The following is a 13,744-nucleotide window of genomic DNA, read 5'->3' as shown; positions in this document are numbered from 1 at the left end:
CTCAGGAGGACGCTTCCGTCCGGTACAGGGGCGCGGGCGGCCCGGATATGCCGGGCAGGTCCGCCTTGAGCCACTTCTCGTACGCACGTGCCCACGGCCCGGCACGGTACGCCACGAGCACGTGGTTGACGCGGCGCACCAGGTCGTCGTGGCCCAACCGGGCGGCCACGCCGTAGTACTCGGTCGTGAACGGGGTGCCTTTGAGCTCCACGGCCGGGTCCTGCGCGGCCTGGCCGGCGGCGAGGGCGCTGTCGGTGACGACCGCGTCGACCTCGCCCGCCTGCAGCCGCACCAGGCAGTCCAGCTGGTTCGGCACGGTGTACCGGTCGGCGTCGCGCGGGGTGCCGTCGTGCTCGTCGCGGTGGATCGCGCCGTACGACCGGCGCTCCAGCGCCTCGTACGCCGTGGACCCCTCGGCCGAGCAGACGCGCTTGCCGGCCAGGGACGTGTCGTACCCGGTGATCGGGGAGTCCTTGGCGGCGAGGACCTGCTGGCCGGTCTCGAAGTAGGCGGTGGAGAAGGCGACCTGCCTGATCCGGGCGCAGTTGATCGTCATCGTGCGGACGACCAGGTCGACCTTGCGGCCCTCCAGCGCGGCGATGCGCTGGTTGGTGGGCACGGCGCGCAGGATCACCGCGTCGGGGCTGCCGAGGATGTCCGCGGCGACCGCCCGCGCCAGGTCGATGTCGAAGCCCTCCAGGGTGCCCGTGGCGGGGTTCCGGTAGCCCCAGCGGTAGCTGTTCTGGTCGACGCCGACGACGAGCTTCCCGCGCGCCCTGATCGCGGCGATCGTCGGCCCGTCCGCGGCGGACGGCGGCAGCGACGCCTCCGGGTCCGTGCAGTCCTCCGCGGCTCCCTCGGCCGCGGCGGCTTCCGCGGCCGGCGCCCGCGCCGGGCCCGCGCCGGGCGCGGGCGCCGGTCCGTGCCGCGGCGGTACGAGGGCCGAGGCGGCCACCAGCAGGCAGGCGAGGCCCAGGGCGCCCCTCCCGCCCCGGCCGCCGCGTGTTCCCCGCTCGTCCACCGTGCCCCTCCCTCCGCCGGTCACCGGTACTCCGCCAGCCGGCGGTTGACGCCCGCCACCGCGCCCACCGCGCCCAGCACCGCCAGGGCGGCGGCCCCCGCGGGCAGGCCCGCCAGGGCGTCGCGGGCGCGTCCGGCGGCGCCGGTGAACTCCTCCTGCTCGTGGTCCAGGGCCTTCCGCAGCGCCGCGTCGACCCGGTCGAACGCGGCGCCCGTCGACGCCTCCCCGCCGATGACCCGCTTCAGCGCCCCGTCGTAGTCGCCCGCCTCGTCCGTGCGCCGCGCCTCCGCGTGCCGCTCCCGCCACTCGGCGGTCCAGTGGGCGGCGTCCGCCACCGGGTCGCCGCCCGCCGCGTCGTCGGCCAGCCGCCGCGCCTCGGCGAGCGCCCGGTCCAGTCCGGCCATGGCCGCACCGTACTCGGTCGCGTACTTGTCGCTCCTGCCGTCGTCGGTGAGTACCGCGCCACGTGCCACGACGGTCAGGTTCTCGTTCGCGCGGGCCTTCAGGGAACCGATCCGGGCCTCGTTCAGCACCTTGAGCGAATCCTGGCCGTGGGCGCGGGCGTCGCCCAGCCCGGCCCGCGCGAGCGTGTGGGCCCCGGCGAGCCACAGCAGCACCGCCGCCGTCGCGGCCGTCGCGGCCAGCAGCCCCGGGTTGAGGATCCGGTTCGTGTGCCGGTGGTCGCGCCACTGCGCCCGGACGAGGGCGGCCAGGACGAGCAGGCCCGCCGCGAGGGAGAGCACGGGCCACGCGCGCGCGTCCCCCTCGTCCTCGGCGAGCCGCGCCGTCTCCGCCTCGTACAGCCGCTCGGCGGCGGGCAGCAGCCGGGTCGTCATCCGCTGGTTGGCGTACCGCAGGTAGGCACCGCCGAGGGGGAGGCCCTGCCGGTCGGCGGCGCGCGCCTGCTCGACGAGGCCGGTGTAGCGGGGCAGTTCTTCGTTGAGGGTGGTGATCTCGGCGGCCGCCGCGGACGAGCCGTCCGTGTTCGCCGCCGCCTTCACCAGCAGGCGGGCGGCGGTCGCGACGTCCTCCTCGTACCGCTCCCGGACGCCGGCCGGCTCCCGCGCCCCGGCGAGGAACCCGCCGGCGGCGGCCGTGTCGGCGTCGGCGAGGGAGCGGTAGATGTGCGCGGCGTCGGCGCTGAGCGGCTGGCTGCGGCCCACGACGTCGCCGGCCGCGTCCGACCTGCCGGTGACCTCCACGGCGGTGACCGCGCCGAACGCGACGACCAGCAGGGCGAGTACGGCGCCGAGGATCCGCAGCCGGCCGGGCGGCGTGGCCGCGGCGGCCCGCAGCCGGGCCGGCCCCCCTCGCCGGGGGGCGCCGCGCGGGACGCCGTGCCCGTCCGGCGGCGGCACGGGCACACCCGCGGGCGCCGGCGCGCCCGCCGGTGCGGGTCGCGCGTTCCCCGCGTCTGACACGTGACCTCCCCCTCGGTCTCCGGCACCGGCCCGCCCGCCCCCGGGATGCCGGGAGGCGGCGGTCCGGCCAGCAGTATGGCCGCAGGGGGGCGGCGAGGACACCGGCTTGACTCGATCTTGTACTTATCGTGCCCGGCGTCCCCTTCGCACCGTCATTCGAACCCCCCACTCACCCAACGCGGTTCGCCCCCACCCGGTTCCGGTCCGGCGCGTAGTGCGCCCTGAGTGCTTCCCCGGCCGCCGCGTGCGCCCCCACGTCGTCCAGCCCCAGCAGCGCCGCGCCCAGCACCGGCGGCGCGGCCACCACCCGCGGCACCGCCGCCGGCGCCCGCTCCCGCAGCAGTTCGCCGATCCGGCCGTTCAGCTGCGGGTGCCCGGCCGCCAGGACGCTGCCGCCCAGCACCACCGGCACCGGATCCGGCGCGTCCCGCAGCCCGAGCCGCTCCAGGGCGACCACCGCCATCGCGACGACCTCCCCCGCCAGCCGCTCCACCAGCGCCCGCGCCACCGGGTCGCCGGCCGCGCCGACCGCGAACAGCACCGGTGCCAGCTCGTGGCGCCGCTCCCCCGGGACGCGACCCAGGTGCAGTGCCTCGATCAGCGCGTACATGGACTCCAGGCCGAAGTGCGCGGGCAGCGCCCGGGCCAGCTCGGTCGGTTCGCCCCGCCCGTCCTCCGCCCGCGCCGCGTACCACAGCGCCTCCTCCGCCAGGCCCCAGCCGCCGCCCCAGTCACCGGAGATGCGCCCCACCGCGGGGAACCGCGCGGTGCGCCCGTCCGGGAGCATGCCCACGCAGTTGATGCCCGCCCCGCACACGACGGCCACGCCCCGCGGCTCGTCCACCCCGGCCCGCAGCACCGCGAAGGTGTCGTTGCGCACCCGTACGGACGCGCCCCAGCCGCGCGCCCCCACGGCGCGCGCCAGCTCGTCCTCCTCCACCGGCAGGTCGGCGTTGGCCAGGCACGCCGACACGTGCACCGCGCCCCCCGCCCCGCCCCCCGCGCGCTCCCGCCGCCCCGGCGCCGCCCCGCCCCCCGCGGGTCCGCCCCCCACGCGCCCGCCCTCCCCGCGTCCGGCCGCCCGCAGTGCCTCCCCGACCGCGGCCGCCAGCGCGTCGACCGCCGCCTCGACCCCCACCACCTGCGGCTGGAAGCCGCCGCCGCGCCCCGTCCCGAGGACCGTGCCGTCCGCGCCGACGAGCGCCACGTCCGTCTTGCTGTTGCCCGCGTCGACCGCCAGCACGGCCGCCGTGGCGTTCACGCCCACGCGAGGTGCTCCCGGTTGTGCGCGATCAGCCGGTCCGTGAGCGTCTCCGCGTACGCGTACTGGCCGACCAGCGGGTGGGCCAGCAGCGCCCGGAACACCCGGTCCCGGCCGCCCCGCAGCGCCGCCTCCAGCGCCAGCTCCTCGTACGCGGTGACGTGCGCGACCAGCCCCGCGTACAGCGGGTCCAGCTCCCGCACCGGCAGCGGCCGGGCGCCGTCCGCGTCCACCTCGGCCTGCACCTCCACCACCGCGTCGTCCGGCAGGAACGGCAGCGTGCCGGCGTTGCGGACGTTCACCACCTGCGTGGCGCCCCGGCCGCCCAGCAGCGACGCGGCCAGGTCGACGGCCGCCTCCGAGTAGTACGCCCCGCCGCGCCGGGCCAGCAGCTCCGGCTTCTCGTCCAGCGCCGGGTCGCGGTACATCTCCAGCAGCTCCCGCTCCATCGCCGCGACCTCCGCGGCCCGCGACGGCCGGCCGCGCAGCTCCTCCACGACCTCGTCGTGCGCGTAGAAGTACCGCAGGTAGTACGAGGGGACGACGCCGAGCCGGTCCAGCAGGCCGCGCGGCAACCGCAGGTCGCCGGCGACGGCGTCGCCGTGCTCGGCGAGCAGCCGCGGCAGCACGTCCGCCCCGTCGCGCCCGCCCAGCCGTACCCCCAGCTCCCACGTCAGGTGGTTCAGCCCCACGTGCTCCAGGTACACGTCCGCCGGCGCCACGCCGAGCAGCGCGGCGAACTTCCGCTGCAGGCCGATCGCGACGTTGCACAGGCCGACCGCCTTGTGCCCGGCCTGGAGCAGGGCGCGGGTGACGATGCCGACCGGATTGGTGAAGTCGATGATCCACGCCTCGGGGTTGGCGTCGCGGACCCGCTCGGCGATGTCGAGGACGACCGGCACGGTCCGCAGGGCCTTCGCCAGCCCGCCCGCCCCGGTGGTCTCCTGCCCGACGCAGCCGCACTCCAGCGGCCACGTCTCGTCCCGCTGCCGCGCCGCCTGCCCGCCGACGCGCAGCTGGAGCAGGACCGCGTCGGCGCCGTCGACGGCCGCCTCCAGGTCACCGGTGGTGGTGACCTTCCCCGGGTGGCCCTGCTTGGCGAAGATCCGCCGGGCCAGTCCGCCGACCGGCTCCAGCCGGTCCGCCGCCGGGTCGACGAGGACCAGCTCCCCGACCGGCAGGGTGTCGCGCAGCCGCGCGAACCCGTCGACCAGCTCCGGCGTGTAGGTGGAGCCGCCCCCCACGACCACGAGCTTCATGCCACCCGTCCCCATTGCCATCTCCCGTCCCCTCATCCCTTCACTCCGGTCAGCGTGACGCCCTCGACGAAAGCCTTCTGGGCGAAGAAGAACACGACGACGACCGGCGCCATGACCAGCACCGTCGCGGCCATCGTCAGGTTCCAGTCGGTGTGGTGCGCCCCCTTGAACGACTCCAGGCCGTAGCTCAGCGTCCAGGCGGCCGGGTTCTCGGAGGCGTAGATCTGCGGCCCGAAGTAGTCGTTCCAGGCGTAGAAGAACTGGAACAGCGCGACGGCCGCGACGCCCGGCCGGGCCATCGGCAGCACCACCCGCAGCAGCGTGCGCAGTTCGCCGCACCCGTCGACGCGGGCCGCGTCCAGGTACTCGTCGGGAATGGTCAGCAGGAACTGCCGCAACAGGAAGATCGAGAACGCGTCCCCGAACGCCATCGGCACGATCAGCGGCCACAGACTCCCCGACAGGTCCAGCTGCTTCGCCCAGAAGAGGTACATCGGGATGACCACCACCTGCGGCGGCAGCATCATCATCGCCACCACCAGCATCAGCACCAGCCGCCGGCCCCGGAAGCGGAACCGGGCGAGCGCGTACGCCACCGGGACGGACGACACCACGGTCAGCACCGTCCCCAGCCCCGCGTACAGCAGGGTGTTGCGCCACCAGAGCGCGAAGCCCTCCACGCGGAACACCGCCGCGTAGTTGCCCCACTCCCAGGTGTCCGGCACGAGGTCCCGGGTGAGGGCCTGCTCGTCGCTCATCAGGGACGTGAGGCCCACGAACACGAACGGCAGGACGAAGAACAGCGCGGCGGCGACGCCCAGGGCGTGCACGGCGATCCAGTGCAGCAGGCGCTTCCTCGGGGCCATCGGCTACCCACCCGCCCCGAGCGGCCCGCCGCGCCGCATCAGCAGCGCCGCGAACACCATGGACAGCGCGAACAGCACCAGCGCCACCACGCACGCGGAGCCGTAGTCGAAGCGCTGGAAGCCCAGGTCGTGCACCAGCTGGGGCAGCGTCAGCGTCGAGTCCTCCGGGTAGCCGGGCCGGAACTGCCGGCCGCTGCCGCCGATGGCGCCGGAGGCGACCTTCCCGGCGACGAGGGGCTGCGTGTAGTACTGCATGGCCTGGATGACCCCGGTCACCACGGCGAACAGCACGACCGGCGAGATGGCCGGCAGCGTCACGTACCGCAGCCGCTGCCACGCCGACGCCCCGTCCAGCTCCGCCGCCTCGTACCGCTCGCGGGGGACGTCCAGCAGCGCCGCCATGAAGATCACCATCAGGTCGCCGACGCCCCACACGGCGAGCGCCGTCAGCGCGGGCTTGGACCAGTCCGGGTCGTTGAACCAGCCGGGCGCGGGCAGGCCGGCGCCCTCCAGCAGGGAGTTGACCGGCCCGGTGCCGGGGTTGAGGAGGAAGACGAAGGCGAGGGTCGCGGCGACCGGCGGCGCCAGGTACGGCAGGTAGAACAGCGTCCGGAAGACCCCCGCGCCCCTCTTGATCCTGGTGACGAGCAGGCCGACGCCGAGCCCGAACACGACCCGGCAGGACACCATGACGACCACCAGCCACAGCGTGTTGCCCATCGCGGGCCAGAACGCCGGGTAGTCGGTGAGGACGTACGACCAGTTCTCCAGGCCGTTGAAGACGGGCTGCCGGAAGCCGTCGTAGTGGGTGAGGGAGAAGTAGGCGGTGGCGGCGAGCGGGTACGCGAAGAACAGCCCGAACCCGACGAGCCAGGGCGACAGGAAGGCGGCGGTCCGCAGCGCGCCGCGGGTGCGCGTCGTCACGGGCCCTACCGGGCCTTCGCGATGTCGGTGTCGATCTGCGCGGCGGTCCGCTCCAGCCCCGCCCTCAGGTCGGGCTCCCGCCCGGACTCGTACCGGTACCCGAACTCCTGGAGGGTGACCTGGTAGGCGCCGCCGTTGACGGAGGCGGGGGTGGTGTTGGACCTCGGGTGGCGGGCGATGTCGAGGAACACCCGGAACCGCGGGTCGAGCCGCAGCTTCGGCGAGGCGAGCGCGGCGTGGGTCGAGGGGACGTTGCGCAGCTCGTTGGCGAAGGCCACGACGGCGTCGGTGTCGGTCGTCAGGTACTTCACCAGCTGCCAGGCGGCGTTCTGCTTGGCGCTGGTGGAGGCGATCCCGACGATCGTGCCGGACAGGTAGCCCTTGCCGTAGTCGGCGGCCTGGTCGTCCGGCACGGGCAGCGGGGCGACGCCCACCTCGAAGGGCACCTTCGCGTCGGCGGTCATCCCGAGCCGCCACTCGCCGTCGAGCTGCATGGCCACCTGTCCGGTGTGGAAGGGGTGCCGGGCGCCCCACTCGTCGCCGAAGGTGCCGCGGTACTTCTCCAGCTTCCGGAAGCCGCCGAGCTTCGCGACCAGGTTCTTCTGCCAGGTGAACATGGCGGCGAACGCCGGGTCGGTGGCGACGGCGGACCTGCCGTCCGCGTCGAAGTAGGTGGGCTGCCACTGGGCGGCGAGGTGGCCGGGGGTGGTCTCGTAGCCGTGGAAGACCGGCATGAAGCCGAGCCGTTCGTACGAGTCGCCCCGGTGCTTCGTCAGCTTCCGCGCGACCCGGTCGAACTCGCTCCAGGTGCGCGGCGGGGCCGTGATGCCGGCCTGCGCGAAGGCGTCCTTGTTGTAGTAGAGGCCGTACGCGTCGCCGAGCAGGGGCAGCGCGCAGCGGACCCCGTCGAACCGCGTGTAGTCCAGGCGCGCCTTCGGGAAGGTCTTCGCCAGGTCGATCCCGGACTTCTCGATGAAGGGGGAGAGGTCGGCGAGGGCGCCGGAGGAGCAGAACATGCCGACGTTGTCGGTGGTGAAGGACGACACGACGTCCGGTGCCCCGGACCCGCCCGCGCGCAGCGCCTGCTGGATCTTCTCGTCGGTGACGTTGGGGACGGCCTTGACGGTGATGTGGGGATGGGCCTCGCGGAACCGCGCGATGTTCGCGTCGACCGCCGCCACCTCGGCGGGCGCGGACCAGCCGTGCCAGAAGGTGAGCGTCACCGGCGCGTTCGGGTCGTCCTGGGCGCCCCCGGCGGGGGAGCCGGTGCAGCCGGCGAGGGCGGCGGCCAGGGCGAGGGACGCGACGGCCGCGCGGAGGATCCGGGACCGGCGGGGCACGGGCATGGCGGTGTCTCCTGTCGACGGGGGACGGCGGGGACGTGCGGGTCATGCGGGACGTGCGGGCGGTACGGGTCGTGCGGGCGGTGCGGGGTTCACCGGTCGTGGGCTCATGGGGTCATCGGGTCATCGAGGGAGCGGATCATCCACTCGCCGGGACACCACGTCATCGCGTCATCGCGTCATCGAGTCGTCATGTCATCCAGTCGTCACGCCATCCGGTCATGGGGCCATCCGGTCATCGAGTCACCACGCCATCGCCTCATCGAGTCATCACGCGATCCGGTCATCGGGTCACCACGCCATACGGTCATCGGGACGTCACGTCATCGCGCGGAGGTGTCGAACACGTCGTCGCGGGTGGCGGCCAGCGCCACCTCCAGCGCCCCCCGCAGCACGGGGTGCTCCTGCACGGCGCCGGTGACCAGGCGCGGCCGGGCGGCGGCCAGCTCGGCCAGCTCGGCGGCCACCCGCTCGCGCAGCGGCTCGCCCCCGGCGACGACCGCGTCCCCGCAGAGCACCACCAGCTCCGGGTCGAGCACCGCGACCAGCGCGGCCAGCCCGGTCGCGAGTCCGGTGGCGTACGCGTCGAGCAGCCGGGCGTACCCGCCGGAGTCCTCCGAGGCGGCGGCGCGCAGCAGCCGCACGGCGCTCTCGGGGTAACCACCGGACGGCACGCCGAGCCCCAGCTCCCGGGCGAGCCGGGGCAGCACCTGGGCGCCGGCCAGCTCCTGGAAGCCGCCGCTGCCGGCCTTGGCGACGTTCCGTACGAGGGGGGTGCCGGGCACGGGCATGAACCCGACCTCGCCGGCGCCGCCCGTGAACCCGCGGTGCAGCCGCCCGCCCAGCACGAGGGCGGCGCCGAGGCCCTCCTCGCTCCACAGCAGGACGAAGTCGCCGTACCCGGCGGCGGCCCCCAGGCGCTGCTCGGCGACGGCCACCAGGTTGACGTCGTTCTCGTACTCGACCGGCATCGGCAGCGCGGCGGCCAGCTCCTCCAGCAGGCCCGGCCCGTGCCAGCCGGGCAGGTGCGAGGCGTACCGCAGCCGCCCGGTCGACGGGTCGAACGCGCCGGGCGTGCCGATGACGAGCCGGTGCACGTCCCGCCGGGCCAGCCCGGCCGCCCCCACCGCCCCGTCGAGCGCCTCGGTGACCTGCCGCACGGCCTCGGACCGGCCCCGGCGGGGCGTCGGCAGCTCGAACTCCCCGACGACCGTCCCCGTCACGTCCGCGACGGCCGCCCGCACGCGCCGCGGGTTCACGTCGAGCCCGGCGGCGTACGCGGCGCGCGGGTTCACCCCGTACAGCTGCGCGTTCGGCCCCGGCCGCCCCTCGGACGTCCCGGTCACGACGACCAGCCCGGCCGCCTCCAGCCGCGCCAGCAGCTGCGAGGCGGTCGGCTTGGACAGCCCGGTCAGCTTCCCGATCCGGGCCCGCGACAGCGGCCCGTGCTCCAGCAGCAGGTCGAGCGCGGCCCGGTCGTTCATCGCCCGCAGCACGCGCGGGGTCCCGGGGGTGGTTCCGGTCACGTCGGTCGGCACCAGCTTTCGACACTGTTAGGAAACTTTCCTATCGTCGCCGCCGAACGTAGGCGCCGCCTCGGTCCGCGTCAAGACCGGGATCCGCGCGGAACCGATCGTTCACCCTTATTGGGTGGACAAGGGAAGAAGTGCGGCAAATGTCAGAGGGTCAGGTTCCTGCAAGAGTCTGTGACATGGCCGATAACGCGTTGACCTTGCTGTTTGTGACTGCGTAGCGTCGAACAGTGATCTGAATGGATCGTTTGTTCGATTAAGGGGGCCTGGGGAGGCCCCTGGGGGGTGACTCAGCCATGCCTGCACACAGGCGAAGACAAGGCGGACGCGGACTTCTCGTGGCCCTGAGCCTGGCCATGGTGGCGACCGGAAACGCCTTCGTGTACCCGGCACAACACGCCACCGCGGCCGCGAAGCCGCCGCAGCGGCCCGAACAGCTCGGCGCGACCGACGCGTCGGTCCGGGCCGCCAAGACGGGCGAGCCGGTCGAGGTGGTCGCGGAACGCACCGAGTACACGACGACGACGGCGAACCCGGACGGCACCTACACGCTGACGCAGTCGACGACGCCGCAGCACGTCCGCGGCGATGACGGCGCGTGGCGCAGCGTGGACGTCACCCTGGAGCGGCGCCCCGACGGCACGATCGGCCCCAAGGCCGCCGTGGCCGACGTGGCGTTCTCCGACGGAGGGGACAAGGACCTCCTGCGCCTCGGTACGCGGAGGGGCGGGTCGGTGACCCTGCAGTGGCAGCGACCGCTGCCCCAGCCGACGCTCGACGGCCCCACGGCCACCTACGCCGAGGTGTTCCCCGGCACGGACCTCCAGATGACCGCGACGGCCGAGGGCTACCGCGAGGTGCTGGTCGTCAAGACCCCCGAGGCGGCCGCCGACCCCGCGCTCCAGGACATCGCGCTCACCGTCGTCGAGGACGGACTGGACGTGGCGCCCGGCGCCGGCGGCGGGATGCGGGCCCTCGACGAGGACGGGAACACCGTCTTCGCCGGACCCGCCGGCCAGATGTGGGACTCCGCCGGAGACGCCCCGCAGGGCCCGCAGCCGCAGACGCTGTCCGCCGCCCCGGCCGCGGCGCCGACCGGACGGGAAGCGGACGGGCCGACCCGGAAGGAGACCGCGCACCCCGATCCGGGCGACGTCAGCGCGACCCTGCCGGTGACGGTCGCGGCCGACACGGTGACGGTCAAGCCGGACCTGAAGCTCCTGCGGGGCGAGAACACCGTCTTCCCCGTCTACATCGACCCGCCGATGGGCCTGGCGCTCGCCGAGCGGACCGTGCTGTCGTCGGACGGCGACCGGTTCTACGACTTCGACGGCGACCACGGCGTGGGCAACTGCAGCCGCCTCGGCCCCTGGTACTGCGACAAGTACCACACCAACCGCATGTACTTCGAGTTCGCGCCCACCAACCTGGCGGGCAAGCACGTGGTCGACGCGGTGTTCCGCGCCTACGAGACGTGGTCGTTCTCCTGCAACCCGCAGGGAATCGACCTGTGGCGCACCAACAACATCTCCGAGGGCAGCACCTGGCCCGGCCCGGCGCAACTCGACCTCATGGGCGACCGCGACGTGTCCGCCGGCCGCGGCACCGCGTGCGACCCCGAGCAGCCGGACTCGTGGATCGAGTTCCACGACAACCCCGCCGAGACCGACGAGAACCTCACCTCCACCGTGCGCTCCTTCGCGAACGGCAAGTTCTCCCGGCTCACGCTGATGCTGCGCGCCACGGACGAGGGCAACCCGGACGCCTGGAAGCGGTTCGACGACAACGCCCAGCTGCAGATCAACTACGTGCCCAAGCCGGGCCTGCCGAGCCCGTACGGGGTCGTCCCCGGCAACGGCACCATGCGGTACTGCAACCCCCACATCGGGGACCCGCTGATCGTCACCGACTCCACCCCGCGCGTCCAGGCCGGTACGCAGACCCTGGTGCAGCCGGCGTCCACCGCGTTCAAGGGCTCCCTGCACGCCTACTTCGACGCCGAGCGCTACGACCCGGCCACCGGGAAGTGGATCCACACCTGGGACGCGCTGTCGCCCAGCTTCCGGCCCGACGGGTACCTGGAGACCGTCGAGATGTCGTACCGGGCCGACCAGATCATGTACCGGGTCCGCATGCAGACGCGCTCCTACTGGACCCTCGAGGGCAAGACGTCCTCCATGTCCTCGGGCTACACCCCGTGGTGCTACTTCAAGACCGACATCACGGCCCCGAAGGCCCCGCAGATCACCAGCAACGGCCCGTACGTCCCGTGCCTGCCCAACGACTGCCCCGGCGCGGGATCACCCGGTCAGCCCGGCCTGTTCACCTTCCGTCCCAATCCGGCCGACGTGAACGCCACCACCGGCGCCACCGACATCGCCGGCTACCGGTACCGGCTGATCACCCAGACCGGTGCGAGCACCGTGAACGGCGGCTCACCGGCCGCGCAGTCCGTGACGCCCAGGCTGGCGGGCACCCATGTGCTCACCGTGGAGGCGAGGGACGTGCGGGAGCGCTACGGGGAGAAGGCCGAGTACGTCTTCAAGGTCGCTCCCGGTCAGACGGCCGTCGGACGGTGGCAGTTCGCCGACCGCCCGGCGGGCACGACGACGAGCACCACGACCAAGGACACCGCCACGGAGGGCACCGTCCGCCACGACGCGACCCTGTCCGGCGGCGCCACCTGGTCCGAGCGCGCCCGCCGCGGCCCCGGGGACCACTCGCTCAACCTGAACAGCACCGACCCGGCCAAGCAGCAGGCGTACGCCGCCACGACCGGCCCCGCCGTGAACACGCGGGACTCCTTCACCGTGTCCACCTGGGCGTACCTGACCGACACGGCGTCCAACCGCGTCGTCCTGTCCTCGTCCGGCACCCAGGACAGCGCGTTCACGCTGTACTACTCCGCCAACAACCGGAAGTGGGCCTTCAACCGGGGCGCGCAGGACCTCGCCTCGACGGCGGACGTCGTCTCCCTCGCCGACGCGACCGGCCCGGCCCGCGTCTGGACGCACCTGGCCGGTGTGTTCGACACCAAGGGGAACACCGACAAGGCGGACGACACGATCCAGCTGTTCGTCAACGGCCGTCCCCAGGGGCAGCCGGTGAAGCTGTCCGCAGCGGCCCCGGCGTACGTGCCGTGGACGTCCACCGACGGCCTGCAGATCGGCCGCACCAAGGCGACCGGCGCCTACCAGCAGTACTTCCGCGGGTACATCGACGAGACGGCCGTCTGGCAGCGGGCGCTGAACGCGGACGAGGTCCGCGAGGAGTCACGAGGCAGGGAGACGGAGACGCTCGAGGCGCCGGCCGTCGAACTGGCCGCCCACTGGAACGCCGAGGGCGCGTCCGGCACGCAGATCCCGGAGTCCAGCGGCTACGGCAAGCCCGCCCTGGCCCTGTCCGCCGAGGGCGCGCAGCTGGCCGAGGGCGACGACGGGAAGGAACTCCGCCTCGACGGCACCAAGGGGTACGCCCAGGCCACCGGCCCGGTGATCGACGAGACCGGATCCTTCACGGTGTCCGCCCGGGTGCGGCTGGACAGCGCCAAGCTGGCGACACGACCGGTCGGCTCCCGCTCCTACATCCTCGGCCAGGCCACCCCCGCGGGTGGGGAGTCGTCCTGGGCGCTGTGGGTGGAGAAGGTCTCAGCAGACGGCTACCTGTGGCGCTTCGGCCGCACCGCCGTCGACGCCGCGGGCAAGGTCACGCATGAGGCCGTGGCGTCCTCGGAGGGGTCGGCGGAGCTCGACACCTGGGTTCAGATCACGGGCATCCACGACCACCTGGAAGAGACGGAGTCGGGCTTCGGCGATCTGGGCCTCTACCTCGACGCCATGCCCCAGGCCCCATCGGATCCGACGGCCTTCAGCTCACCGGCACAGGGCACGGGCGCGCTGTCGAGCGGTCGAGGCTCGGCGGACGGCTCCACGGGTCACCACCTGCCTGGTGCGATCGGTGACCTCCGTGTTTGGACCGGTGCCATGAACCAGGAGCAGATCAACGGCAGGGTGCTGGGCAACCCCGGCGACGTCTGACCTCCCGCACACCACTGCCCGGGGCGACACGTCGCCCCGGGCCACCCGGACCCACTTTCCGCCGGTGATGGGCGAAGGGC

General features: G+C 73.9%; 8 protein-coding genes and 1 pseudogene. 1 reads left to right on the top strand and 8 read right to left on the bottom strand.

Annotation, left to right across the window (positions count from 1 at the left end; genetic code table 11):
* Nucleotide 1 precedes the first annotated feature (1 nt).
* From IE106_RS21775 to IE106_RS21740, 8 genes and pseudogenes are all read right to left on the bottom strand, one after another.
* Entirely contained in the window at nt 2-1,021 is a 1,020-nt protein-coding gene (locus tag IE106_RS21775; protein WP_229840677.1) for a glutamate ABC transporter substrate-binding protein, read from the bottom strand.
* 20 nt (nt 1,022-1,041) lie between these two features.
* Entirely contained in the window at nt 1,042-2,379 is a 1,338-nt protein-coding gene (locus IE106_RS21770; protein WP_229840675.1) for a GlnX family signal transduction membrane protein, read from the bottom strand.
* 232 nt (nt 2,380-2,611) lie between these two features.
* On the bottom strand, nt 2,612-3,709 hold the full coding sequence (locus IE106_RS21765; protein WP_189536683.1) for an N-acetylglucosamine kinase: 1,098 nt from the start codon (nt 3,707-3,709) through the stop codon (nt 2,612-2,614).
* Nucleotides 3,700-4,962 carry a 6-phospho-beta-glucosidase gene (locus tag IE106_RS21760; protein ID WP_189536985.1) on the bottom strand — a complete coding sequence of 421 codons (1,263 nt, stop codon included), beginning with the start codon at nt 4,960-4,962 and terminating at the stop codon, nt 3,700-3,702. The genes IE106_RS21765 and IE106_RS21760 overlap by 10 nt, the downstream gene beginning before the upstream one ends.
* Before the next feature lie 32 nt (nt 4,963-4,994).
* A pseudogene (locus tag IE106_RS21755) lies at nt 4,995-5,825 on the bottom strand (carbohydrate ABC transporter permease); the annotation flags it as partial.
* 6 nt (nt 5,826-5,831) lie between these two features.
* Nucleotides 5,832-6,752, bottom strand: a complete 921-nt coding sequence (locus IE106_RS21750; RefSeq protein WP_189536678.1) for a carbohydrate ABC transporter permease — start codon at nt 6,750-6,752, stop codon at nt 5,832-5,834.
* 5 nt (nt 6,753-6,757) lie between these two features.
* Nucleotides 6,758-8,098, bottom strand: a complete 1,341-nt coding sequence (locus tag IE106_RS21745) for an ABC transporter substrate-binding protein (RefSeq protein WP_189536677.1) — start codon at nt 8,096-8,098, stop codon at nt 6,758-6,760.
* Nucleotides 8,099-8,418: 320 nt separating this feature from the next.
* A complete protein-coding gene (locus IE106_RS21740) occupies nt 8,419-9,579 on the bottom strand; it encodes an ROK family transcriptional regulator (protein ID WP_373295970.1) in 1,161 nt (386 codons plus the stop codon).
* Nucleotides 9,580-9,965: 386 nt separating this feature from the next.
* Here IE106_RS21740 and IE106_RS21735 point away from each other — a divergent pair, with 386 nt between their 5' ends.
* On the top strand, nt 9,966-13,664 hold the full coding sequence (locus tag IE106_RS21735) for a LamG-like jellyroll fold domain-containing protein (RefSeq protein ID WP_229840673.1): 3,699 nt from the start codon (nt 9,966-9,968) through the stop codon (nt 13,662-13,664).
* Nucleotides 13,665-13,744 lie beyond the last annotated feature (80 nt).

This window comes from Streptomyces roseolilacinus (assembly GCF_014649335.1).
In the GTDB taxonomy this organism is placed as follows: Bacteria; Actinomycetota; Actinomycetes; order Streptomycetales; family Streptomycetaceae; genus Streptomyces; species Streptomyces roseolilacinus.
The sequence above is the reverse complement of the archived record's forward strand: the minus strand, read 5'-3'. Positions and strand labels throughout refer to the sequence as shown.

Bases quoted from the DNA above. Each gene is read 5' to 3' on its own strand.
- IE106_RS21740 (WP_373295970.1), bottom strand. From the start codon at position 9,579: ATGAACGACCGGGCCGCGCTCGACCTGCTGCTGGAGCACGGGCCGCTG.
- IE106_RS21760 (WP_189536985.1), bottom strand. From the start codon at position 4,962: ATGAAGCTCGTGGTCGTGGGGGGCGGCTCCACCTACACGCCGGAGCTG.
- IE106_RS21745 (WP_189536677.1), bottom strand. From the start codon at position 8,098: ATGCCCGTGCCCCGCCGGTCCCGGATCCTCCGCGCGGCCGTCGCGTCC.